Raw genomic sequence first — 25,687 nt, 5'->3', positions numbered from 1 at the left:
TCGGAAATTTCTGTTCGTAGTTTCGATTACAAACCCTTCAAGGCGCGTTCGCGAGACGATATCGTGGAAACAGGAGCCCCGCCCTCAGCGAGTGCGTCGGCGCGAGTAGGTGGGGTAGTTCACGATTGGGACGGGTTGACCGGTGAACGAAGCGAAGCCAAAGAACTTAACCCGAACAGTTGGACTCCCGGCCGGTTCCAGATAGGGAAAAGAGTCATGCGTTGTGACTGGTGCGCTATGTGCTTATGTGGCTCTACGGTGTGGTACTCCTGCTATGTCGCTCAGCACCGCAGTATCGCTCAGTTTCGTTGGAGGTCGACCGTAGATGTGTACCAGACTGGTATATCTCGGACCCGAAGGACGAATCCTCACGGCGCGTTCTATGGACTGGAAAGTAGATATCGGGACTAACATCTGGGCGCTGCCTCGAGGCGTCGAACGGACCGGCGAGGCCGATTCCGAGTCGATGCACTGGACTGCCGAATACGGGAGTATCGTCGCCACCGCGTACGATATCGCGACTACTGACGGGATGAACGAAGCAGGTCTGGCAGCGAATCTACTGTGGCTGTCGGAGTCGGAGTATCCGGATTGGGATGGCGAGGAACCCGCCATGTCGATCTCGCTGTGGGCCCAGTACATGCTCGACAATTTCGCCACGGTGGCTGAAGCCGTCGAGCATGTTCGTGACGAAGACTTCGTGGTGGTCTCCGAGACTGTTCCGGGGGAAGACCGATTGGCGACGCTGCATCTCTCCCTGTCGGATGCCACCGGAGACAGCGCTATTCTGGAGTACGTCGACGGCGACCTGGTGATTCATCACGACCGCGAGTACCAGATCATGACGAATTCGCCGACCTTTGACAAGCAACGCGCACTGGCCGAGTACTGGGAGCAGATCGGCGGCACGGTAATGCTTCCGGGCACGAACCGGCCCGCCGACCGCTTTGTTCGGGCGAGTTTCTACACCGACGCCATTCCGCAGGTCGAGGACTGCCGCGAAGCGACCGCCAACGTGTTCAGTGTGATCCGCAACGTATCGGTGCCCCACGGTATTACCACCCCGAATGCACCGCATATCTCCTCTACGCGCTGGCGAACGGTCGTAGATCACAAGGACGGGATTTACTACTTCGAGTCCGCGCTCACGCCGAACGTGTTCTGGGTCGAACTGGACAACATCGACTTTTCGTCCGATGCTGACGCCCGGACTCTCCAACTTGGACCGGACCAGTCCGAGGTCTTCTCGGACGACGTGTCCAGCCACTTCACCGCCGCCGATCCGTTCCCGTTCCTTGGCGTCCAGACGACGTGACGTTCGAGGCTGGCGAGGAAGCCGCTCCACTGATTACTGACCTACTTTCGTGTGTCACTGCTTCTGTCGATATGTTCGTGTGTCCTCCTCGAACCGTCACGGCTACCTAGAAAGTGATTCTATACATACATTCCGCTCGTTTAACAGTGTTTAATTACGGTTAATTCGGGTAAACCGACCGATAGCGTCTGAACGGTGAACGGCGCTTATTCAGTCGCTACCCGTTATTCGAACCAGTATGGTCGGTATCAGTCCGGATCAATTGACTGTCGGTTCCGTTATCCTAGAAAATTCATCATATTCGGGATCAGCGTGTACTCGAGCGGGGTTCGAACAGCTCCGTTCAAACGCGACTCTTCCAACCTTAACCGCTAGATTGCCGTGGTTTGACTGCCAGTTCGGTGCGGCCGCACGTTCGACTATTGACGCCGCGGATACCTGCTGGCGCCCTATCGAAGGTCCGCAGCTGCAGAACGGATCACCGAATCCAGTGAGTCGCTGGCGGCTCTAATCGTCGTGATTTCTCCAATGCAACTGACCGAGCTATCCGGCGCTGCTCTTCCGAGTGGCCGTTCGAGTCCGTTTTTCGGAGCCGTGACTGTCCACCATCGCTCGAGGACTGCCGATTCTCGACGAACGTTGTCCGCGTTGACGACCGTCCCGCTCGAGTCGACCACCCCGCGAACAAAAACGACACGAGGGTTGTAATGGCAGAGCGAATCGATAGCATCGATACGGTTCGGATCCTCGCGATGGTGTTCGTCGTCATCATCCACACGGACCCGTTCGAGGGACTGGGCGCGACTGCCAACGGATTCAACTTCGTTCTCGAGTCGACAGCACGCTTTGCAGTGCCGTTCTTTTTCGTCGCTGCCGGGTACTTCTTCGCCACGAAAACTGCCACGAGTAACCCGACCGGGTATCTCGTCGACCGATTGACTTCGGTCAGTTCGATCTACGTGTTCGGACTCCTCCTTACGACTCCGGTATTCCTGTTAAATATGGGTATCGAAGCTGCGAGAGCAAATCAGAACGTCCTCGCCGCCGTATTCGACAAAGGCATGGAGTACGTCGCGCCCGTCGAACTCCTGTATTACGGAACCGCCGTCTCCGAAATTCTGTGGTTTCTGCCGGCGCTCGCGTACTCGTACGTCTTCATTTATCTCTTCATCAAACTCGAGAAGACGACCTACCTGCTACCGGTCGCATTCGGGTTCCACATCGTCGGACTACTGGGCGTAGAATATGCCATATTCGGCGAAATACCGATCCAGACGAGAGATCCGCTGTTCTTCGGGTTCTTTTACACCGCGCTGGGGTACGTCATCGCCACGAGTGAGTGGCGTCCATCGGCCGATCGACGATTGGTTTACCTCAGTGCAACAGTCTTTTTCGGTGTTTTCCACGTCGTAGAGCGATATGCGTTCGGATACGTGCTTCAGGATCAGACGGTTGCCGAGGGGATCTACGCCCCGAGTTACACGATCGGAACGATTTTAGTAACGGTTTCGCTATTTTGCTTTCTCCTGGCGACCCCTCGCCTCGGGCGGGGAACCGTATTACCGGCCCTAGGGAGACGGTACGCTGTCGGGATTTACGTCGTCCATCCCGCAGTCCTGTTCGTCCTCGTGCAGTTTCGCGACGAACTCTCGCTCGGTGAGACGGTTCTGTGGCACCTCGTCTTTACCCCCGCGACGTTCCTCGGCGCGTTTCTCGTCTGTCTCGTGATTTCCGAGATCGGCGACACGTCACCCCGTCGGGTTCCGCTCTCGATCGTTCGTCAGTTACGAAACAGGGTTCCCGTGACCTAATTGGCTGAGTCTCGAGTATGACTGGTCGTGAAGGTTTGTCGTCCGATTCAGAGTACGATACAACGGACAGATCATATAAAATATTTTATTTAACAGAAACGTTGGCTCGAAGTTGATTAAATTACTTGAGTTCTATGTGACGGTGGTTGTACCAATAGGATCTCTGGGCATGGTTGCTATCAACGATACCGTTTTTACTGGCCTGCATTGAGGAATTCAAAGGCGTTCTCTCAGTTCACAACATTAATTTGTAGATTAATATTATATTCAACTAATGATTCAAGACCTGATCCTCAAGCTCGTAGGAGCATTTATTGGCTTGTCTATTGCTGGCTACGGCTGTTATATGATATACAAAGGCCGTGAGAAATGGGCTAAGAGCGACCGTCTTGATGACATTGATACAACACCGATTAGTGGACTTCAATCTGGGACGGTCGGAGTTAAGGGGACTGCCTATTTGACCGAGGATACGGATGTAATAGAATCACCTATCGAGAAGAAAAACGCACTGGCAGTTCACGTTACGGTTGAGGAATGGAAAAGTGGTGAGGATGGTAAAGGCTGGATCACTATTCACGAAGAAGAACTAGGGGTGCCGATATCCGTTGGGGATGAAACTGGAGAGGTTCGAGTCGAACTCCCTGATGATGGTGGGTTGGATATAGAGCAGACACAAACAAAGGTCGATAGCGATGACGAGCCGCCGGTGCGGATTCAACAATACATTGAGAACGAACCGAATATCGACGAAGGCACGCGGCACCATCACGGGCCGGTGAGCATCGGAGATCGTCGACGCTACTCGGAGGGAGTGATCGAACCGGGCGAGGACGTTTATGTGGTAGGAACGGCCCGTGAGGTACAGAGCGATTGGGGCGAACAGACCGGCGTAATCGACGAACCAACAGAGTCGGGTCAGTTTATCCTCTCAGATAGATCGAAGGCGGAACTGGTGCAAGAAGCAAAGCAGGGTGGCCACAATCAACTCGCCTTAGGGGGAGTCATCGTACTCATTAGCACGCTGTTCACGATCATATTCTGGATAAACGCGTAACGTCACAGAGCGAGAACCACATGCACCCGTATCGAACAATTTGGTTGGATAGCAAGTCTTTCATACTCGTTCATCTGCTCGTTCCGAGCGGTTTATGAAATTATTGGGTACCTTTATACGCGCGTCGATAGTCAATTGATTGTTAGACAACGAACGAAATCCCTCCCTTGAACAAGAACTGATGCGTTGTTCGAGAACGTTCTCGAGGCTACTTTGGGATCGTATCGTCTGGCGTCGACAATACCTAGCAGAGTGACCCATGGATGGAACGAATCGCCTCGCTTCGCTTTTCGTCGAATCGAAATCCAATACCGTGCTGGCGTGGATATTCATTGTGTTTCTCGTTGGAAGCGTCGTCGTCGGGATCCCGCTCGGACGGTACGAGGCGGCGCTTTTTGGTCTGGCCGCGATCGTCATCGTCGTTGGGCCGGCTATTTCGCTCCGCGATCCGAGAGTCATGCCGCCGTGGTACTTCCTCGCGCTGATCTGCCTGCCCGTGTTCACCGGAACGTTCGTTCCGCACTCGCTGGTTACGTCGTTCTTCCCGAGTTTCGCCCTCGCAATTCTGGGGCTCTTACTGATGGTCGAACTTCAGCGGTTTACGACCCTTCGGCTGGTCCCGTGGTTCGCCGTCGTCCTCACCGTGTTGTTCACGCTCGCGCTAGCAGCCCTCTTGACCGTTTTGCGCTGGGTGGCAGACCTGTTCTTTGACACGTCGTTCGTACTCGACGGCCGCTCTCAAAACGCGATCAATACGACGATCATGGTCGAGTTTATCCACGTCACCGTCTCGGGAATTCTCGCCGGAATCGTCTTCTACCTCTATTTTCGTCGAGGTCCCGGACGGCCCGCCTCGAGCATGTCGGTCCCGTCCAGATTCGAGAACGAAACGCCGGTCGAATCAGCTGTCATCAGTAATCGACTGAACGTTTCACCCGTCCGACAGCGTCAGATCGTCGGCGTGATGCAAGTCGTGCTCGTCGGTATTTTCGCCTACGGCCTCTGGACCCGACAGCTACCGTTTCTTGTCAACGCCGCCGTCGCCCTCGCGATTACGTTCGTCCCTGCGGCCCTCGAACGCGACTACGGCATTCCGATCGAGCCCGGACTGGCGCTGTGGATGACCAGTGCCGTGTTTCTCCACGCGCTCGGGTCCGCCGGATTGTACGATCTTATTCCATCCTGGGATACGCTCACCCATACCCTCTCTGCGACGGTCGTTGCGGCGGCAGGGTATACGATTCTCAGGGCGATTCACCTGCACGCGAGGCGGATTCATCTTCCCACGTGGGCCATGTTCACCCTCACAATCGTGTTCGTCCTCGCGATGGGCGTCGTCTGGGAACTGCTCGAGTTCCTCGTCGACCGGAGCGCGCTCGCTCTCGGCCTCGAGCCCGTCCTCGCACAACACGGGATCAACGATACGATGAGTGATCTCCTCTTCGATGGCCTTGGAGCCGTCGTCGTCGCGATCTGGGGGACAGTCTACCTTGTCGGCGTGTCAGAACGACTCGCGACCCGACTCGAGAATTGGTCTAACGGCTGATCACGGGGTGTTTCGGCCTCGACTGAGCGATGTTCAGTGATCGGTACCCGCTCGTAACCGCGAACGATCGTTTTGGCGAGTCTTCCGCTCAGAGCACTATCGAAAGCCCGCCGAAGAAGCCAGCCGTGACGAGCAGCCGTCCCAGGCTTCCAAGAAACGTCGCAATCGCGAACCTCGTGTAGTTACGCTCGAGGACGGCAAACGCGTAGATCGAAATCGTATCCGGGAAAAAGGGGACCGAAAGCGCCATGGCGAGACCGGCGTATCCGTACTGCTGTGCGAGCTGAACGGATCGTTTCTCCGACCACTCGAGTATGTTCCACCGGGAGTTTCGCAGCCATCTGGTGATCGGCCCCGAACTCGCGACTTCCTGACCGATATGGAACGCGAGGACGCTGCCAGCAGCCTTTCCCGTCGCGCTTACGAGCATAATACTCGAAAGACGCGCCCACGACGGGAGGCCGAGATCGATCGGTGCGACCAGAACGACTTCGCTCGGTCCCGGGAGCGCGAACGCGATCAAAAACGAGTAGACGAAGATAATAACCATTCCGAACCACCCCGTCGCCGATTCGACGATGGCTTCGAGCCCGCCAAATACAGCGAAGAGGGGCACTTCGAGTGTAAAGAGTGATACCGGTGTGAGCATGTGTTTACGTGACGTGTGGGTGTCGTGTTCGTACAGCGGCCCCAGGGGACCGCAGACTGTCGTCGTTCGACCGACCGGGAGTTCCTCGTTCGTGGCGAACAGCCATTATCCCTTACCGGAGCGGGATACTACTTCCTCGGAACTCACGGTTTGGGTGGGTTCGGATTCGGGACGTTATCTCGTCGCTCTACTCCGGTATCTGTCTTCTGTTGGGTCTTGTATTCCTTTCGTTTGCGTCCTTCTGCCCCACCCTGACTCTGGGTGATACCGTTACGTTCGAATCCGCGTGACGCCCGGAGGTAACCACGGTTCGTTCGGGGTATCACTGTGGTCTGGTTCGCTGGGGCAGGGAATGCGTCTTCGACGTGTAGTCAGACACACGTCAGTCATAGGAATCTTGTGTTTTGTTGTTTCGCCCTCTTTTATGAGTGCACTTACGTGAGTGTTTTCTGCGTGTTCTCGACTAGATAACCACCAATCCATTTTTCGAACGGCACGAGATCGTCCTGTGGGGGGTGGGTCATCGTCGACGGCACTCGAGGAGGGAAAGATGGGCCAGACTATCCTTGGTCGATGGACACGAACGGCAGCGTTGCCTGTTCCTCGGCGGAGTAGCCGAGCACCGTCTTCTGGGAGACGTTCGTGGGCGTAGTCACGTCGATGAGCAGCGGTGCAGTATCGACTGCACCGGCTTTCGCACCGCCGAAGCGGTGGCCACTGGCCGTCTCCTGTACCGGGCGGAAGGCACTGTACTCTGCCGAACCGACACCTGCGACAACCTCTAGGTCGGCGGGGTCGGTCCCGCCGAAGGCGGCGCGGTCGATCGTCAGCGTGACCGTGTCGGCGTCAAAGTCGACGGTAGACTGGGGGTCGATGGTGCTTCCATTATCGTCGGTCAGCGTCGAACCGCCGGCGTCGACGGCAGCCATGGACCACCCGCCAACGTGGAGGCGGTAGTGCCAGGGCTGCTCGAAGGAGACGTTCGCGCCCAGATCGTCGAGACTTTCGGTCGTGCCACCGCCCGCGCTGGGGTCGCGAACCCACAGGGCGAACAAGTGCGGCGAGAAGCGACCGCCCCATACGTCGTAGAGGTTCTCCACCTCGAACTCGAACTGGACGAGACTCGGGGTCTGTGCGACGGAGACAGACCGGAGGTCAAACGCACCCGACTGGTACGCGTCGGCGGTTGGATACGTGTACGTCCCGGGACCGTAGTCGTCGCTCTCGGGGTCGTCGATAGTAGCGATGGTCTCCGGCGGCGTGACCGTTACCGTCTTCGCGGCGACCGTCTCGCCGTCGGTCGTCTGCACCGCGACATCGTAGGTTCCAGACTGGTCGATGCTGTAAGAGAACTCGTATGTCTCATCGCTAGAGTTCGGCGGGAAGCGGGCGTTCACTGTGCGGACCGTCTCTCCGTCGACGACCAGTTCGACGGTTCGCCCGCCGATATAGTCGCTCTGGTTCGATCCCGTCGCTTCGACGAACGGTTCTCGGATGAACACTTCGTCCGCGATGTCGACGCTGACGTCCTGTGTAGGTCGCTCGTAGGCCGGCAACTCGGAGACTTCCTCCCACGAGGCCGGGTACAGTCGGACGGCGGTCCCACCCGACTCTACCATCGATGCCAGAAGCGTCGTGTCGGCGTCAACTATCGCTCTGTCGATGCGAACCGGCTCGAGGTTGGCGTCATAGCTCGCCTCGATCCCATCTGAGTAGATTTCGGCGACGTACTTCCCTTTGGTGTGTCCCCTTCCGCGGCCGTTACTGTTCGGCTTATGATGGCCGTTCCCCTTTTCGTGGCCTTTCCGCTTGCCAGGGGCTTCGTCGAGGAACTCGAGCGACACGTCGATAGCGCGACCGTTCTCGTCGGTCATCGCGCCGACGTACCACTCGTCGTCTTTCTTCCGCGCCGTAACCATGTACTCGCCGATGGCCGACTCGAGGACGCGCGTATCGTCCCAGCCCGCGGCCGGGACGTCCTCGATAAACTGGAACTCGTCGACGGTCGGTCCCCGAATCGGTGCGGTTTCCGGCTCGGGCATCGGTTCGTCGGCTTCCGTAAGCGCGACGGAATCGAGGTTGAACCCGCCGGTGTCATCCGCTGTCAGTGCCACGCCGACGGTTTCGGTGTCCCCGTTTAGGGTGATGGTCGTCGAGACGTCGTTCCAGACATCCCAGTAGTCGGTGGGTGGGAACGTGACCGCCGCTGCGGGCGCTCCATCGACCATGACGGTCGCTGTCCGGGGTTCGTCGGCGGGAACTGCGTTGTCTTCTTCGTCGCTAGCGTACCGCAGGTGGAGGTCGTACTCGCCGGCGTCGACGTCCTCGAGGGTCCACGTGATCGTCGAACCGGCGGCGACGCTGTTGGGGTCGACCTCGACGTACTGCTCGCCCTGCGCGTTGGCCCAGCTAGCGGCCGTCGAGACCCCCTCGATCTCGGCCCACTCAGCCTGTGCGACATCGCCGACGCCGAGCGTCGCCGGCTGTTCGGCGAGGTAGGAACTCGGCAAGTCGGCGGCCATCTGCAGCCCGCTGAAGTACGTCGGGTACATCGCGAGCTGCTTGGCCCGCGTCGTCTCGATGCCGCCCGAACCCGAGTCCATGTCGAAGATCCCCGGCGTGTACTCGACGGGGCCGCCGAGCATGCGGGTGAACGGGAAGGTTACATGGTGTGAGGGCGGGACGTGGCCGAAGGAGTCGTACTCCTGGCCGTACACGCCCTCGCTGGTCATCAGGTTCGGGTAGGCCCGACGACGGCCGGTCGGATGAACCGGCTCGTGTATGTCGAGCATCTGTCGGTTCGCCGCCGCCGTCCGTGCGACGAGGTGGTGGTGGTTGACCAGCACCTGATTGTGGTGGTTGTGGCCCTCTCCGGCTAGGTTCCCATCGTCGTTGACGTAGCCGTTCTTAATCGAGGAGATTCCCAGGTCGTCGTACAGGTCGAATGCGTCATCGATCTGGGACTCGTAGTTCCTGAATCCCCCTGCCGTCTCGTTGTGCATCGTCATCTGGGTCGGCGGATCGAGGCTCGGCCCGTAGTCGGTGACTGTCTGGAGGTCGAAGTCCGGATAGGACTCGGTGTAGTCGAACGCGTCACCGCCGCCGTCGGGGTAACTCGACCAGCCCTGGTTCCACCCTTCAACGAGCACGCTCGGGATATCGTGCTCGCTGGCGAAGTCCATATACTGCTTGACACGTCCGGTTTGAGCGCCGTGATTGCCTGAACGCATCCCTGTAAACTCCCAGTCGGCGCGGCCGGTGATCATCAACCACCAGACGCCGATGAACTTCTGGGGCTCGATCCAGTCGACGCCCTGCGGGAACTCGTCGGAGTCGTAGTCCTCGTTGAGGTTGACAATGAGATTCGACTCGATGAGGTCACCCGGACGCTCGCCCAGTTGGATCGTTCGCCAGGGTGTTCGGTGTGGTGCCGACGCCGACACCTTCGTCCCGTCGGGCAGGGGTGCCAGCGTAGATTCGAAGGTCGTCTCTCCTTCTTGGGAGGGCTCGACGGCCATCGCCCCGTAGTCGACGAGGTCCGCCTCGTGAATGCTTAGGTATATGTCATCGTCGGCTCGCATCGTGATCGGCGTGTGCGCACCGCCGAAATCGCTCTGACTGCCGATCTCGCTCAAATACGTCTCATTATATATGTATTCGTAGCTATTGAAATCGTTTGGGATCCACCAGGATGTATAATCATCTGCGAAGGCAAACTCGGTTTGTTCAGATGTGACGACGAAATTGCCGAAGTTCCCCTCCTCTGGAAAAACGTAGCGGAACCCGACACCGTCGTTGAACACCCGAACCTCTATCGTTAGTGCACGGCCGTCCGTCTTCTCGGCCAAGCCGAGGCGCAATTCCTTGTAGTGCTCTCGGATCTCGTCGTACTGGTCCCAGACTGGCGTCCACGTCTCGTCAACCGCCGATCGCTCGCTGCCGGTGACAGTGACACCGTCGCCGAAGCTGGACTGGTTCTGGAATTCAAAGCCCAGCCCAGCATCGTTAATGACGGTAGTCCCGTTGTAGGCGACGCTGTAGGTTGGCGCCCCATCCACGACGTCGACCGTCACCTCGACAGTGCCATCAGGTGAGGTAACTGTCTGTCTGGCCGCATCATCCCCGTCCGTTACCTGTGCAGCGACCGCCTCTGGCACAGATACCGAGAACGCTGACGCTGCTAACAGCGATGTGATTCCTCCGACAAACCCTCGCCGATTCACGTTTACCGGAAAATCATGTTTGTGGTTCTCAGACATCATCTGTCCTGTGAAGATTAATAATGATAAAGTTAACTATTATAGTAGTATATCTTATGTAAGACTATCCAATCTGTATATAACAACCGGAGATCCCGAAGAGGGGAGTGGGTCCTGTCGGGAAGATCTGGATGTTACGGTTCGCTGAGCCTCGTGGTCTCGAAGGGTAATTCAAATCGGGATGAGCAACTCCTGTCGCTCCCCGACCGACGGTTTCGCGTTAGTAACGATCAGTCATACCCATCAAAAGCAGGCCACGTATCCAAAATTCCTCGTCACAATACTGACAATCAATGTCCAATGCGACAACGAAACTTCGGACGCAACGACATACCAACTGGAACCGATCCTCGAGAGTGTTCACGCTACAACTGGGCCGGTTGTCGACGTTTCCGTCCAGAGAGCGTGTTTCTGTTTACCTCAACTCCACGCCCGATCTCGATACCGCGTCGAAGTTCCCGTTCAACGGCAGGGACAGTCGTCGGATTTTCGAGGACTGGTCACGACGCTCGGGTTCGGCGAAAAATGACGGGAATGGACTAGCGTACTAGCCGATGTCGATTACTCGACCGGACTCACCGACCTCCTGAGATACGAGAAAACAGTCGAAACCGGGTGAACTACCCGGTCGATCGCTATTCGCTCGAGTTCTCGCTCGAGTTTTCGATCGTGGCGTTATCGACCGAACTGTTCTCGTCGCTTTCGTTTTCCTCGATAAGTTCGTCTTGTGTATCTTCGGTCGATTCGTTCGTTGATTCTTGCTCGTCTGTGACGTTCTGGTCGTCATCGCCGTCCTCCGGGACCGAGAGTTCGTCGCCCTCACCCGGTGGAACGAACTCCATCACGACACCAGTATCGCCTTCCGGAACGCCCTCGCGGTTCGCGAGGACGTAGACGTTGCCGTCGGAATCGCAGCCGAACTGCCGAACGAAGTAGGGGAACGTGCCACCCTCGGTTCCCGTGACCTGGAGTTCCGTCATGTCCCAGAGTTCGTCTCGAGGAACCACTTCGTCTTCCTGGTCGTCATCGTCGCCGGACGTGTCGTCCGTCTCACCATTGCTCGTCTCCTCGTCGTCCTCGGGTTCGGCGGCCGCGAGGAGTCTTCCCGCTGGCGCCTCTCGAGCTGGGTCGGAGGTCCAGTCGCCGAAGATGTACTGCCCGTCCAGTTCCGGGATCTGGTCGCTTTCGTAGACACAGCCTCCAATGATCGTGATTCCAACCGATTCGCCCTCGTAAACGTGGGGGTACTCGACGATCGGATCCTGTAGCTCCTGACCGTCGTATGGCGATTCGTCGGGGGCGGTGTCCGGGCACTCATCGGGCGGGTCGCTCGGACTCTCGGTGCTGAAACAGTGGGTCCCTTCCTTGACGTTCCAGCCGTAGTTGCCGCCGGCCTCGATAATGTTCGCTTCCTCGTAGAGGTTCTGTCCCGCGTCGGAGACGAACAGTCGGCCCTCGCTGTCGAACGAGATGCCGAACGGGTTGCGAAGTCCCCAGGCATAGTACTCGGGAAGGGTGTCGTCCACGCCGACCAGTGGGTTGTCCTCCGGGACGGCGTAGGGCACGTCATCGCACTCGTGATCGACGTCGATCCGGTGAATACCGCCGAGTAAATTCTCGCTCACGTCCTGGCCATTGCCACCGGCGTTCTCGTCGTACCAGTCCTCCACGTGTCCTTCCATATCGTCGTTCGCACCGCCACCGTCACCCATCGGGACGTAGAGGTAGCCGTCCGGTCCGAAGGCCATCGGTCCGGCGTCGTGGTTGTACTGTGGCTTCTGAAACTCCATCAAGACGCGTTCCGTGTCCGGATCGGCCTGATCCGAACCGGGTTCGGCTCGGAACTCGGAGACGACTTCGACGTGACTCCATCCCTCCGGCGTTTCGTCGTTCGGCGGCGCGCTGTAGTGGACGAAAAAGCGACCGTTCTCGACGAACGATGGGTGGAACTCGATTCCCAACAGTCCGCGCTCGTCGTAGGCCTGCTCCGGATCCGCGTACGACCCCTCGAACGTTCCGAGTTCGACGAGTCGGTCACTGATGTCCAAGAACGGCTCGTCCTGCCGTTCGTCGCCGTCGACGACCCAGATCTGACCCGGTTGGTCCGCGATGTAGTAGCGATCGTCTTCTCCCTCGGCGACGGCAAAGTCGGTAGGGGCCGTCATCCCCTCTGCGAGCGTCTGAAGCCCGATTTCGGCACCCGGCTCGAAGAACGCAGTCGATGCACCGTCCACCTCATCCTCGGTCCCGTCGTCGGTTTCATCGCCGATCGAAATCTCGCCGCGCATCGTCGCCGCGTGGGGCTCACAGTAGTATTCGGCCATCTCGCCCGAGGCTTCGAACTCGAGCGTCTGCGTTTCGCCCTGTTCGCTCATGAGTTCGGTCCGCTCGAGATCCTCGCCGCTGTCGTCGACGATGACGATGTTGTGTGCCTGCCCGTCGAGGTTCTCCCACGTTATTTCGTACGTCGTTCCTTCCTCGAGCTCGAGCGTTGGGTTGGTTTCGCCCTCGATGTCTTCTGGAGCCACACCTTGCCAGCCGCTCGTCTCGCCGCCGAGTTCGAACGTTTCGGTGTCCTGTGCGAGCGCGGGATCACCGATTGCGGCGAGGCCGCCCGCGACTGCGGTCGCCTGTAACAGCCGCCGTCGCGTCGTCGGCCACCAGTCAGGGTCGCTCGAGGGTGTAGATTCGGGACCGGAGTTCGTTCGTTCGTCAGTCTGTTTGCTCATGTCTACTCGTCGTGTGTCATCGACAGCTTGCATAACGTCAGCGGCTGTTCCCTCGAATTCCTCGGCTCAATCCATTGTTGCCGGTGATCTCCTTTCGTAGGACTGTCGCGTCCGAACGTAACGCTCGTTTACTCCATTTAATATCTATTTTCTCGGGACGACTGTCAGCGACGGCTGAACGTGAGTAAGAAATCGATTGTTGGGCGAGGTCGTGTCCTCACTGCTGGCCTTTTCATTCCGATAGCTCGGACTCATCACGTTTGGGAACCGACGAAGCGGAGTGCAACCCGAGATCAGTTGACCGAGATGCGCCACAGAACGGCTCGAGCGAGAACGGGACAGCGCCGCCGGGCGTAACGGTGGGCTTTTCGATGAACCCTCACCGTCTCGAAATCGAACCGCCGAGAACGGCGGCGAGTTAGTTTCCGGAAAGGTCCCGTTTGCGGACCTGACTCAGATCGCGGTGTTCCCCGAACGGACACACCGTGACCGAGAATTCGGTCTCCTCGGGTTCGACTCTGTACGCTTCGGGCGTCGGAACGGGCGTGCCGCCGACGCCGGTCACCGCGTGATCGAGGTTGAAGCCGATCGAATCGCGCTCTCGCAGTTCGTACTGATAGTCGGCTTCGGCGAGGTTCTCGTACTGCGCTACGCTGACGTTCAGCGGTGAGGAGCCGGCTGCGGCCAGTCCGGTAGTGCCGTCGGAGAGGGCCGCCCAGCGGGTGTCGGCCTTGTTGCCGTTGTCCTGTGGCGGCAGGTACGGAACGTACTGGTCGTCTACCGATCCTTCGTAGTGGCCGACTCGAACGCCGCTCTTTCGATCCGGGTAAGTCTCCTCGGGGCCGCGTCCGTACCACTCGAGCCGATCGAACTCCCGTGGGACCTCGAGTTGCAGGCCGATTTTCGGCAGCCACTCGCCGGCGTCTTCGACGAGGCGGTCGGTCGGGGATGCCTCGACGTCTACCCGTACCGCGCCGGTCCCGAACACGTGATAGCGATAGGTCGTCTCGAAGCCAGCGGGTGCACCGTCGACCGCACCCAGCGCGCGCCCGTCGACCTCGAGGACGGGCGTGTGTCTCTCTTCCATCATCGTGATGTCGTCGACCTCGTACTGGATGTCGTCGAGGCCGAGGTCGTACCAGTTGGGTGCCGGGTGTGGACCCCAGTCCTGAAGTTCGTTCATGATCGGGGCGCGCCAGAAGTTGAGCAACGGCCCCCGCGTTATGAGTTCCGTGCCGTCGTACCGCATCGAGGTGAACGTTCCGAGCGCGTCGTCGATGGTGTATTCGAATTCCTTCCCGATGATCGCGATTCCGTCGTTTGTTTCTTCGGCATTGACCGGTGGCAATCTGTTGGAGCTATTTGGCAACCTGTTGGATCTCTTTGGTTTGTTGGGTCTGCTAGGTCCACGCTGCCTGTCAACGCTATTTTGACTGTTCGCTTCGTTCGGTCTATCTGGTTTGTCGAGATCGGTGGCCCTATTCGAAATCAGATCGGGGATGTCGATCGGAATTTCGAACTGAGCGAACGCGATCTCGTGACCTTCGTCGCTCCAGCTAGTGCGCTCGGGGACTGTAACCGAGATATCCAACCAGTATTCGATCCCCGGAATAGGCCAGATTAGGTGCTCGAGACCGTCGATCGAGACGATTTCGGTCGAAGATGGGGGCGTCTCGAGAGTGAGCGTCCCCTCACGAACTGTCGTGTCGGCAGTCGAGAGCGTCCACGTAACCTCGAAGGCATCCAGGCTCGTGAACTGGTGGTGATTCGTCACGTACAGTTCGCCTTCCGAGAGCTTTCGTGGCTCGACTTTTACCGGCTGGTGGCACTGCTTAAGCTGCCACATCTCGGGTTGTGGACGGCGGTCCGACCAGATCGTTCCGTTCAGACAGAACGCGCCGGCGGGTCCCTCGAGGTGGTAGAACTGGAACGGTTCGCCGTCGTCGGTTTCGTCGTTCAGGTCCTGGTTGACCCAGTCCCAGATGAACCCGCCCTGTAAGCTCTTGTCCCGAAGAAGGTCCTCGAAATCGTACCACAGAACGGTGTCGTCCATTGGTTCTTCGGCTCCCACTTCATCCTCAGAGAGCGTACCTTCGTGGACGGCGACCCGTTCGACGGTCCCGCGCAGGAATCGATCGCTGCGCCCGTCGGAGCCGACGCGCATAGAGCTATCACTTCGTCCGAATCGTCGACGCTTCCGGTCGGCGGTATCGATCTGTTCACCGTCCACGTAGAGCCTGAGCTGGTCGTCCGAGCACACGCCCGTCAGCGTGTGAAGACCGGCTTCACCGCTGGCGATCGATCCGGTTGCCGAACTGTGTCCCACGGTGAACTCGACCGTGCCGTCGCCGCTGACAACGATCTCACCCCGTCTTCCGAGCGAGATGACCGGCATTCGGTCGTCGTCACCGATGTCCCCCACGTCACCGACTACGGCCTCGATGGTAACCCCTGACCGTCGATCCATCTGTTCAATCGATGGGATGTCGATATACTCTCCGTTCCCATCGAGTCTGAGCGCACCACCGTCGTCCATTCCCGCCACGACTGTCGGCGAGCCGACGAGCACGCCATCTGCATCGCCGACGCGGTCTCGAACCCGTCGAACCGGCGGCTGAATGTAGTCGTTCCACATCTCGTCGATGAGGCCGAGGCTGTTGCCCATCGCGTGATTGTACTCGCCCATGACGACCGACCGCTCGCCGTCGCCGGGCGAACCGTCGCCGCTTGAGAGATCGCCGAATCGGGGACTGTCGCTGACGTCCTCCCCCGCACCTAGCTTTGCGAGCGTCTCCGCGTCAATGTAACGCGGCCCGAGCATGTCGCTATACTCGACGTCCCACCCGCCGTGGTTCGGCTGATTGGACATGAGTCGGTCGGGTGCGAGCGCCTCGATTCCGTCCGCGTCGAACGATTCGACGGCTTCGCCGGACAGCCGTGTCGTCGATTCCGTGTCGGCAGGGATCGTCGGGTCGTCTCCACCGAGCGCCAGCGCGGCCATATTCAGGTGTTCGGCGCCGGTGCCGGCTTCGTTGCCCGTCGACCACGAGAACACCGACGCGTGACTGCGATCGCGCAGGATCATGCGCCGGAAGCGCGCGACGGCCTGATCGTGGTACGCCGTCGTCTCCGACAGCACTCCCTCCCACCAGTGAGTTTCGCAGTTGACCTCGTCTTGGACGTAGATTCCGTACTCATCCGCTAATCGGTAAAACGTCGGGTCGTTCGGGTAGTGGGAGGTTCGAACGGCGTTTAGGTTGAACTGCTTGAGGAGTTCGAAATCCTCGCGCATCGTCTCGAGCGGGACCGTTCGACCAGTGTCCGGATCCGTCTCGTGGCGGTTGATTCCGCGGACGTTGACCGGTTCGCCGTTGACCGTAACGTGCCCGCCGGGCCCGCGTTCGGCTTCGTAGGATCTGAACCCGACTTTTTCGAGCAACACTTCGCTTGGCTCTGCGTCGCCGTTCTCGGCCGCCGGAAGCAGCTCGAGAACCAGCGTGTAGAGGGTCGGATCCTCGGCCGACCACTTCGCCGGGTCCGTCACCTCGGCCTCGAGTGTGGCGACGCCACCGCCGTCGGTGACTGCGGTCGACGTCTCCCAATGGCCGGTTTTCGACCGTCCGTCGGGTTCGTAGAGGGTTGCTCGGATCGTGTACGCCTGGGTATCTACAGACTCCCCCGTATCCGCAGACTCATCGATGCCCACAGATTCCTCAGCATTCGCAGTGTTCTCGGCATCCGCGTTCGTATACGCCACGAGTTCGGAATCGACCCGAAGCGTCGCGTCCTCGTAGTCGTCGTCGAGCTCCGTTCGGACCGCGAAATCGCGGATGTGAACCGGCGGCGTCGAAAACAGGTACGCGCTACGGTAGATGCCGGCGTACTTGTGCATGTCGACACACTCCATAGCCTCGCCGTCGCTCCAGCGGTAGATCTGGACGGTCAGGTCGTGGTCGCCGCCGGGCTCAACGACATCCGTGATATCGAACTCACCCGGTGTCATCGATCCCTGCTGAAATCCGACGTACTCGCCGTCGACCCAGACGAAGTACGCCTGTTTGACGCCCTCGAAATACAGAAATATCTCCCGTCCGTTCCAGTTCTCCGGAACCGAAACCGTTCGATTGTAGACGCCGACCGGGTTCGGTCCGTCGTCGCCGACTCCGGGAACGTCGACCATCCCGTCGTCGTCGGGATACAGGTCCCACTCGAGCGCGGAGTCGTACCCGGTCCACGTCGGCTGCCAATTCGTGTAGACGCGCTCGTCGTACCCTTCGGTTTGCCACGGGCGCGGGACCGAAATGTCGTCCCAATCGTCGAACGTCTCGAACGAATTCGGGAGGGCTGACGGCCGCTCGAAGAACGCGAAGTTCCACGTCCCGTCGAGTCGTTCGAAGTACGGCGAGCCGTCGAATCGCTCCTCGAGTTCGGTGAAGGGCACGTCCGAGTCCATCGCCTGAGAAACCGATTCGTAGGGAATCGTCGTCGGCGTGTGGGTCGGTTCGCGGTTCTCTTCGAAGACTCGCGGATCCGCAAGATACGCGGAGAGATCTCGAATCCGGCCCGGTCCGGACTCGTCGTTCGTCTCGAGTGCGTTGACATTCCCAACGCTTCCCGCGCCGAGCGCTGCAATGCCGCTTGCGGCCAGGAACGTCCGTCGAGATGTCGAAAGGTGCGCTTCGCCCGATCGCTCTTCCGGTCGATTTCTGTCAGTGCTCATAGTGATCGGTGGAAGACGAGAGCAGACTCTGGTGGTCCGTCCGTCCCACTATGCGAGTGACCATCACACAATATGATATAAACGTATGTATTTGAGATTAAGCTTACATATTTCCAAATATGATACTCAGTATGGATGTTGATAGTCTATCGAATAGTCTCCTCTCAACAATGATCAGTAGTTCCGACTTTATCAGTCGGCCGAAGTTTGTGGTGGCAGTAACTGTAGATAGACGTACTCTTACTGAACTATAGGCTTATTCTCATTTACAGAACGACAATTACATATAGAAAACAGCTGGATTCTCTTATTAGCTATCGAATCACTCCCAGTCATAAATATCGCTCTCCTATAATGAATGTGTCTCAAATACGTTCCTAATGGAAATTTGTACTTACCATCACCATACAGGGCAGAATTCGTCGATTCGTTCCGTGTGTTGTTCCAGTATCTGAAGACGCGTATCAACTATCTATCAAGTACTGACTATCGACCGGTTCTCGAGAGAAACAGAACGATATTCTCCGGTCCAGAACAAGATCGGTGCTTCCCCCTGCGCCGCCAGGGCGCCCATAGAATCGATATCACGCTATCTACCCCGAACGAACCGTACCGGTCCAGGCAGTTTCGAGCGCCGAATCGATCGGATCGATGGCTTCGAACCCGCAGAACCCTATCCGACGAGATGCAGAAACGTATCCGACGAGCCCCACCACGCTGGCTTTAGCTCTCCGTTCGAGCTGTAACGACTATTCGTTACTGATCGGTGGAGACGGTGATTCTATCGCCGGTGTAGGTAACAGCCGATCCAATCTCGTCAGAATCGGAACCGGTTCCGACCCCCGAACTGACGACCACCGGCTGTATGTCTCGAGTCTCGACGAGCTCCGCAAACGTTCCTGCGCGGTCGTCGATCGTGAGTTCCCGTGCAGTGTCGTCCCATCGCAGCGGTGTGATCGCGTACTCGCCGTCCTCGTACTCGTAGCCGTCTCCGGCATCCTCGTAGAGTGCGAACGACCCGTCGCGGCCGGGATAGATTCGCAGTTCCCACGGCGCATCGATCCGGTCGGCGGTGTGCTGGACGACCGGGCCCATCGGGAGGAGACTCCCCGCACGAACGAACAGCGGAAGTTTTTCGATCGGGGCGTCTGCGAGGATCGTCTGGCCGCCGTCGTACCGTTCGCCCGTCCAGAAATCGTACCAGTCGGTCCCGGCCGGGAGATACACCTCGCGGGCTTTCGCCCGCCCCTCGAGTGGCGTCGATTCGGGCCCGTAGTACATCGGTTCGGTGACGGGACAGACCAAAAGCGCCGGCCCGAACATGAACTGGTCGGCGATATCGTGGACGCGATCGTCGCCGCGAAAGTCAAAGGCGAGGTGTCTGAACATCGTGTAGTCGTTGTGGGTTTCCCAGCCAGCCAGCGAGTAGATATACGGAAGCAGACGGTATCGCAACTCGTCGAATCGGACGAGCGTGTCGTAGATCCTGTCCCCCGGTTCGCCGAACCGCCACACTTCACGCGGCGTGTCGGTGCCGTGTGACCGAAAGAGCGGGAGGAAGGCACCGAACTGGAACCATCGCGTGTACAGCTCTCGATAGCCGCAATCCTCGTGGCCCGCATCGAAATCTCCGTTAGCGTAGAACTCCTCGGCAGTGTTGTCCGCGACGAAGAACCCCCCGATATCCAGCGTCCACTTCGGGTTTCCGGTGGCGGTAAACTGGAGCCCGTCGGCGATCTGTTTCCTGAACCGCTCCCAAGTCGCCTCGACGTCGCCGGACCACGTGACCGCGCCGTAGCGTTGTTGGCCCGGATAGCCGCTTCGCGTCAGATTCAACACGCGCTTTTCGTCCGTCGTTTCGCGTTGGCCCTCGTAAATCCCGCGGGCGTGATAGAGGGAGTAGGCGTTAATGTAGCCCGGGTCGAACACGCGTTTGTAGTCGCTCGTGATCGCTTCGAGTCGCTGCTCGGGCTCGAGGGAGTGCTCGAGCCCCCAGTCGGGATTGTACGGTTCCGTGGAGTCGGCCCACCAGGCGTCGACGCCGTGGGAGAACAGGCCACTCTCCGCTTGCTTCCAATAGCGCTCTCTGGCGTCCGTCGAAAAGGCGTCGTAGTAGTTGACCTCGTTATCGGGTGCCGAAAGCTCGTGATCGTCGAGCAGGTGGCCGTTGTCGGCCATCTCCTCGAAATCCTCGCCGACGATCATATTCGGCCAGATAGAGATCATGAGACGGACGTTTCTGTCGTGGAGCCGTTCGGTCAACGCGTCGGGATCGGGAAACCGGGACGGCTCAAACGACTTCTGCCCCCATCTCCCCCAGTCGCCGCCGGGACCACCCCACGCCTCGAAATCCGGATCGTCGTCGGTGGAATCTGGCCAGTACTGCCAGTCCTGTACGATGCAGTCGAGCGGAATCTCCCGGTCGCGGTATTCGTCGACGATCTCGAGCAATTCCGCTTGCGTCTCGTAGCGCTCTTTCGATTGGACGTACCCGTAGGACCACTTCGGTAGCATCGTCGCTCGCCCGGTTAACTGGCGAAACCCGGAGACGACCGCGTCGAGTTCCGGCCCGTACACGAAGTAAAAATCGAGTTCGTCGACGCATTCGGACCAGAAGTAACTCCCGTGGCGGTCGTCGTGAAACGTCGACAGCGAGTAGGTGTCGAAGAGGATCCCGTACCCCCGCGTGGAGGCGATAACCGGCATCGAGACCTTCGTGTTGTGCTGGTAGAGGTATTGGTCGGTACCCCGATAGTTCGCGATGCCGTCGTCGTGTTGCCCGAGTCCGTAGATTGCCTCGTCGTCGTCAAACTCGAGCGTGAGTTTCGTCGAGTACCCCTCCCGCTCGAGGGTTTCGCGGGGACTCGCGGCATTTTCTCCGGCGTTCTCACCGACATCGTACGGAGCGCGTTCTTTCCCACCTTCGGCGGGTTCGCGGACGAGGAGCGTACCGTCGGCGTCACGCCAGGTGAGCGCACAGGTGGCTTTCGAGAGCTCGATCCGGAGAGTAGCCGTCTCGAGCGTTACCATCGTCTCGTTTTCGGTAACCGACCACTCGACGTCCGACGACGATTGCTCGACGATCATCGGACTGTTGGTTTCCGGGCTGGTAATCGGTTCGTCGCCGACGGCGACTCTGACTATCCGACTGTCGACGACCTGGAGGCGGAGTACTACGCCATCGTCCGTTTCGACGAACAGGCCCGACGAATCAGTTCGCATCGCTCCGTACTTCATAGGTATGCGTTATCGGCCCACACCTTTACTGTTTCTCTCGCTCGACTCGAAGAAAGACCCGGAACGCGCCACATCGTGTTAGTCCGCATCGCTCGAGCGATCGAACGAGTCTGCAGAGTGCAACTCGATCTGTCCGGTCAGGAACTCCTGGACATCGATCGACTCGCCCGTTTCGGCGCTCTCGATCGCGGCGAAGACGAGCGCCATCGTCTGGAGGCTGGCGCGTGCGGTCGTTTCCATCGGTTCTCCGCCATTACACCACTCCGCGAATCGTTCGATAAGCCGGGTGTTCCCCCACTTCGCGCCGCGCTCGAGATCGACCCGGATTCCGTCGGTGGTGCCAGTGTGACCGAGACACCCTTCCGCCGATCGATCGTACGGGAACCGCCACAGGCCGCCATCGTTGAGGACCAGCGACGCGTCTCGACAGTTCGCTCGGATGTGCTCTGACCACCACCCATTGAACGTCGTGGCGGCGGTATTGAGTCCTTCGTAGACGACCGTCGAACCGTTTTCCATAACCACCTGCACGATCGCGTTCGGATCGCCGGCGAAATCCGAATAGGGCGGGTTCCACGAGTGACAGAACACGGTTTCGACACGGTCGCCGGCCATATCCGCAAGCAAATCCAGGTGGTGGACAGCGCCGTCGACGAGCATCGGATGCTTCTCGAGATCGTACAATCGCTCGCCGGCCCAGCTTCCTCGAGATCTTGCGTTGACGGCGTATCTGCCGTACAGGTAGTCAGCAGGGCCGTGCTCACCCGATTGGAGTTGTCGTCGAAGCGACGACACGTCCTGTCTGAACCGATGGGTCATCGTGATCCCCATCTTCGTTCCCGTCGCTTCGACTAATTCGACGATGGCGAGCGTGTCCGCCATGGAATCGGCGATCGGTTTCTCCGCGAGGATATCGAGGTCGTACTCGACGGCGAGCGAAACGAGCTCCGGGCGAAATTTCGGCGGGACGACCAGTGCGACGGCATCCGCATCGCATTCACGCATTGCCGTCTCGGCGTCCGTGTAGCACCGCTCCTCCTGGATTGATAGCGCATCGACGGCGTTCGCCAGCGCGCGTTCGTCGACATCGACGGCTGCGACGACCTCGACGGTGCCGTCTTCGACGTTCGGCGGGAGGAATTTTCGACACCAGGCTTCGCCCTGATTCCCCGTCCCGATCTGTATGAGTCGACAAGTCACGTCGAATAGTTCCACGGAGTGATTACTTGAAAGTACCGGGGGACACGTCCGCCGCTCGCCCTCGAGGTCCTCTCTGGCTTGTCGACCGCAGGTGACGTCGCCGTCGCTGTCAACGTAACCTCACTCGAGGTGAATCGTATCGATGCGAACGCTCCCACCGCGGGTGACGACGTAGAGTTCTCGGTTGTGTCCGACCGCTCTGTCCAGTGACATCGTGACGTCCTGGTAGTCATAAACGCCGCCGGTTGACGGCGCTTCGGTTCGCCCGAGCACTCGTCCGGAGGGCGATCCCGACCGGAGTTCAATCGTCGTCCCGTCGCTATCCGCGCTGGCAACCGAAACCGTCGCCTCGCTGGGCCGCTCTCGTAAGTCGACGGTGGCGAACGAGACCCACGACCCGTCGGACATGCCGACGACCGTCCCATCCGCTTTCGACCGATCGAGCAGTTCGATGTCGTCCCACGACCAGTCGTCGGCGTCGACCAGTCGCGTTTTCTCGGAGAGGTCTCGAGACCGAATTCGTTCCCCATCGACGCGAAGGCGCCCCCAACGGCGAATGTCGTCGGATGCGGAGCCGACGAGGACTGCTTGGGTCGACCGCTCGACGACCTGTTGCCGGCTGGTCACGTCCCAGATCGAAAACGCCTCGTGGTCGATACTGACCTCGACGCGTGTACGCTCGCCCGGCTCGAGGTGGACGCGTTCGAACCCGCGAAGAACCAGATCCGGCTGCTTCGTTCGGGACCGGCGTTGGCTCGTATAGACCTGCACGACTTCGTCGGCGGCCATCGATCCGGTGTTGGTCACCTCGACGCTGATCGTCGCTTCGTCGCCGGCCCGGAGCATCCCGCGCGGAGAAATGCGGAGTCGGCCGTACTCGAAGGAACTGTAGGACAGTCCGTGTCCGAACGCGTACAGCGGGTCCGCCTGGCCGTACCGGTACGTCATTTCCGTTTCGGCGATATTGTACTCGAAGAGATCCGGCAACTGGTCGACCGACCGCGGCCACGTCTGTGTGAGCCGACCCCCCGGTGCGCACTCGCCGACCAGGACGTCGGCCAGCGCCCGACCGGTTTCCTGGCCGGCGTGACTCGTCCACAGGATGGACGGAACCCGGTGATGCCATCCCTGCATCGACACGGGATAACTGGTCTCGAGGACGACCGCGGAACGCGGGTGAGCGTCGGCGACCCGCTCGACGAGTTTGCGCTGTGCCGGAGCGAGCGCGAGGTCGTCGCGGTCCTGGGTTTCTCGGCCGCCGATCAGGGGGTGCGTGCCGACGGTGATAACTGCAACGTCGGCCTCGGCTACGGCCTCGAGCGCGGTTTCGATGCCGTCCTCGCGCACGTCGATTTCGAAGCGAGCGGCCGCGGATTCCTGCTCGGCGCTTACCAGAAGCGACCCGTCCTCGAGCGCCACGTAGCGGTCGCTCGCTGGATGTCGCAGGGCGATCGTATCGTCGTCGACCTCGACGAATTCGAACCCTTCCTGGACGTTCTCCCACCCGAACGGCCGCTCGGCGGCGTTGACGAGCTGTTCGTCCTCGACGGTCACGTACCGATCGTTCGCCATCGCCTGGAGCGTCCGGACGCTGTCAGTCCACTGGACAACTTCGAACTCTTGTACGCTGGGGGCGTCTGTCTCGCCGAGTCCCAGCACCCCGCCGCCTTTTCCGACGCCGGCGGTGACGTACTCGCCGGTGGACTGTTCGACTAGCGCGATTTTGTCGGCCCCAACGGCGGTCGAGATCCGCTCGGCTCCGAGTTGATCGCGCAGTCCCTCTCTCGGGGTGATCCGATACGGTGCCGTTCCGCTGTACCAATCTTCGAACACTCGATCGGAGAGCGGACCGAGAACGGCGACGCGCTCTTCGTCACCTATCGGGAGGACGGGCTCTCTCCCCTCGTTTTTGAGGAGGACGGCCTGCTCTCGAGCCGCTTTGCGCGCCAGCTCTCGGTGTTCGGGCCGGCCGATGACCGCCGCGGTCTTGTCGGCGTAGGGCTCCGTTTCAGTCGACGTCAATTCACCGAGTCGAGACCGGACTGTCAGCACGTGGCCGACCGCTTCATTGAGGTCGTCCTCGCTCAGATGCCCCTCCTCGAGCGCCGCCAGTATCGCCTCGACGGTCGCCGTGCTATCGGATCCGTACTCCGTGAAACTATCGAGACCAGCGATCAGTGCCGCCGCTCGAGCGCGGGTTTCCGATTCGAAGTACTCCTGTGCGCCGGTCAGGTTCACGGGTGCCCACGCGTCGCTGACGTTCAGTACCGCTCTCCCATCGGGTGCCCACTCGCGAACCCGGTTCAGGAGCGGGGAGGCCGTCATCGGTCGCCCGTTGAGGACGTTGTACGACGCCATCACACCAACTGCACCGCCCGATTCGATCGGTCGCCGGAAGAACGGAAGGTAGTAGTCGTGGAGCAATCTGGGCGGCACTTGCGCGTTCGTCGTCGTCCGCTCCGTCTCGTTGTTGTATCCGATGAAGTGTTTGAGGATCGGCGCAGTCTTGAGGAAGTCCGGATCGTCGCCTGTGAGTCCGTCGAGATACGCCGTCGCGATTTCGTCGTTCAAGAGCGGGTCCTCCGAGTACCCTTCTTCGTTCCGTCCCCATCGAGGGTCGCGAAGCGGATCAACCGTCGGCGACCAGACGTTGAGACCGACGCCGCCGTTACTCGCGTCGTGTTTGCCACGAACTTCGTCACCGACGGCGTCGCCGACTCGCTTGATTAGCTTCGGATTCCACGTGCTTGCGAGACCGATCGCTTGCGGGAACACGGTCGCTTCGCCGAGCCAGGCGACGCCGTGGAGCGCTTCTGTCCCGGTCCGAAACGAGTCGAGATCCTCGCGGGGGATCGGGGGCTGATACTGGTGAAGTAGTGACGCTTTTTCGTCGACGGATAACTCCCCGAGAAGGTGGGCTACCCGACCGTCGAACGACGCAGATTCGTCGTCCGAATCGGGTCGTTCACTATCGTCTGCGCCCGCCGTTCCGGCACCGCCAAGTACTGACAATCCTGTTCCCGCTCCGACACTCAGGAGTAACTCTCGCCGCATTTGACTAACCATTGGTGATGTCTCCACCAATAGCATAACTGAATACTACTAAAAAGTTATCTGCTAAATTCTCCATAATAAGAATGAAACGAAGAGGAATAGTCGCCTGT

At 59.4% G+C, this 25,687-nt stretch carries 11 protein-coding genes; 4 read left to right on the top strand and 7 right to left on the bottom strand.

The annotated features are described in order from the left end of the window. The first annotated feature begins 325 nt into the window (after window positions 1-325). The 4 genes from HALLA_RS15140 to HALLA_RS15120 all read left to right on the top strand — a co-directional run bounded on the left by HALLA_RS15140 (window position 326) and on the right by HALLA_RS15120 (window position 5,729). Window positions 326-1,315 (top strand): linear amide C-N hydrolase, encoded by a 990-nt coding sequence (locus tag HALLA_RS15140; RefSeq protein ID WP_049954336.1) that lies wholly within the window; start codon window positions 326-328, stop codon window positions 1,313-1,315. A gap of 707 nt (window positions 1,316-2,022) precedes the next feature. Next, entirely contained in the window at window positions 2,023-3,126 is a 1,104-nt protein-coding gene (locus tag HALLA_RS15130; RefSeq protein ID WP_049954334.1) for an acyltransferase, read from the top strand. Between the two features lie 274 nt (window positions 3,127-3,400). Then, a complete protein-coding gene (locus tag HALLA_RS15125; protein WP_049954333.1) occupies window positions 3,401-4,183 on the top strand; it encodes a GIDE domain-containing protein in 783 nt (260 codons plus the stop codon). 259 nt (window positions 4,184-4,442) lie between these two features. Beyond that, window positions 4,443-5,729, top strand: coding sequence for a hypothetical protein (locus HALLA_RS15120; RefSeq protein WP_049954332.1), 1,287 nt, complete (start codon window positions 4,443-4,445; stop codon window positions 5,727-5,729). An 88-nt stretch (window positions 5,730-5,817) separates the two neighbouring features. On the opposite strand, the gene HALLA_RS15115 is transcribed toward HALLA_RS15120, so the two are convergent. The 7 genes from HALLA_RS15115 to HALLA_RS15080 all read right to left on the bottom strand — a co-directional run bounded on the left by HALLA_RS15115 (window position 5,818) and on the right by HALLA_RS15080 (window position 25,589). Continuing rightward, window positions 5,818-6,279, bottom strand: a complete 462-nt coding sequence (locus HALLA_RS15115; RefSeq protein WP_049954578.1) for a YqaA family protein — start codon at window positions 6,277-6,279, stop codon at window positions 5,818-5,820. A 659-nt stretch (window positions 6,280-6,938) separates the two neighbouring features. Then, window positions 6,939-10,637, bottom strand: coding sequence for a glycoside hydrolase family 97 catalytic domain-containing protein (locus HALLA_RS15110; RefSeq protein WP_049954577.1), 3,699 nt, complete (start codon window positions 10,635-10,637; stop codon window positions 6,939-6,941). Window positions 10,638-11,272: 635 nt separating this feature from the next. Next, entirely contained in the window at window positions 11,273-13,366 is a 2,094-nt protein-coding gene (locus HALLA_RS15100; protein ID WP_049954330.1) for a PQQ-dependent sugar dehydrogenase, read from the bottom strand. 418 nt (window positions 13,367-13,784) lie between these two features. After that, window positions 13,785-18,086: a beta-galactosidase small subunit-related protein gene (locus HALLA_RS15095; RefSeq protein ID WP_242406225.1), complete on the bottom strand. Its 4,302-nt coding sequence runs from the start codon at window positions 18,084-18,086 to the stop codon at window positions 13,785-13,787. Window positions 18,087-18,842: 756 nt separating this feature from the next. Beyond that, on the bottom strand, window positions 18,843-21,323 hold the full coding sequence (locus tag HALLA_RS15090; protein WP_049954329.1) for a glycoside hydrolase family 31 protein: 2,481 nt from the start codon (window positions 21,321-21,323) through the stop codon (window positions 18,843-18,845). Between the two features lie 78 nt (window positions 21,324-21,401). Beyond that, complete coding sequence (locus tag HALLA_RS15085; RefSeq protein WP_049954576.1) at window positions 21,402-22,523, bottom strand: Gfo/Idh/MocA family protein; 1,122 nt, start codon at window positions 22,521-22,523, stop codon at window positions 21,402-21,404. Window positions 22,524-22,643: 120 nt separating this feature from the next. Continuing rightward, entirely contained in the window at window positions 22,644-25,589 is a 2,946-nt protein-coding gene (locus tag HALLA_RS15080) for a glycoside hydrolase family 3 protein (RefSeq protein WP_049954328.1), read from the bottom strand. Window positions 25,590-25,687 lie beyond the last annotated feature (98 nt).

The sequence above is a fragment of the Halostagnicola larsenii XH-48 genome (genome assembly GCF_000517625.1).
Lineage (GTDB): Archaea > Halobacteriota > Halobacteria > Halobacteriales > Natrialbaceae > Halostagnicola > Halostagnicola larsenii.
This window is presented reverse-complemented; position numbering and strand designations above follow the sequence as displayed.

Coding starts and splice junctions, on each gene's coding strand:
- HALLA_RS15110 (WP_049954577.1), bottom strand. CDS start 10,637: ATGTCTGAGAACCACAAACATGATTTTCCGGTAAACGTGAATCGGCGA.
- HALLA_RS15125 (WP_049954333.1), top strand. CDS start 3,401: ATGATTCAAGACCTGATCCTCAAGCTCGTAGGAGCATTTATTGGCTTG.
- HALLA_RS15080 (WP_049954328.1), bottom strand. CDS start 25,589: ATGGTTAGTCAAATGCGGCGAGAGTTACTCCTGAGTGTCGGAGCGGGA.
- HALLA_RS15095 (WP_242406225.1), bottom strand. CDS start 18,086: ATGAGCACTGACAGAAATCGACCGGAAGAGCGATCGGGCGAAGCGCAC.
- HALLA_RS15140 (WP_049954336.1), top strand. CDS start 326: ATGTGTACCAGACTGGTATATCTCGGACCCGAAGGACGAATCCTCACG.
- HALLA_RS15115 (WP_049954578.1), bottom strand. CDS start 6,279: ATGGTTATTATCTTCGTCTACTCGTTTTTGATCGCGTTCGCGCTCCCG.
- HALLA_RS15090 (WP_049954329.1), bottom strand. CDS start 21,323: ATGAAGTACGGAGCGATGCGAACTGATTCGTCGGGCCTGTTCGTCGAA.
- HALLA_RS15120 (WP_049954332.1), top strand. CDS start 4,443: ATGGATGGAACGAATCGCCTCGCTTCGCTTTTCGTCGAATCGAAATCC.
- HALLA_RS15100 (WP_049954330.1), bottom strand. CDS start 13,366: ATGAGCAAACAGACTGACGAACGAACGAACTCCGGTCCCGAATCTACA.
- HALLA_RS15130 (WP_049954334.1), top strand. CDS start 2,023: ATGGCAGAGCGAATCGATAGCATCGATACGGTTCGGATCCTCGCGATG.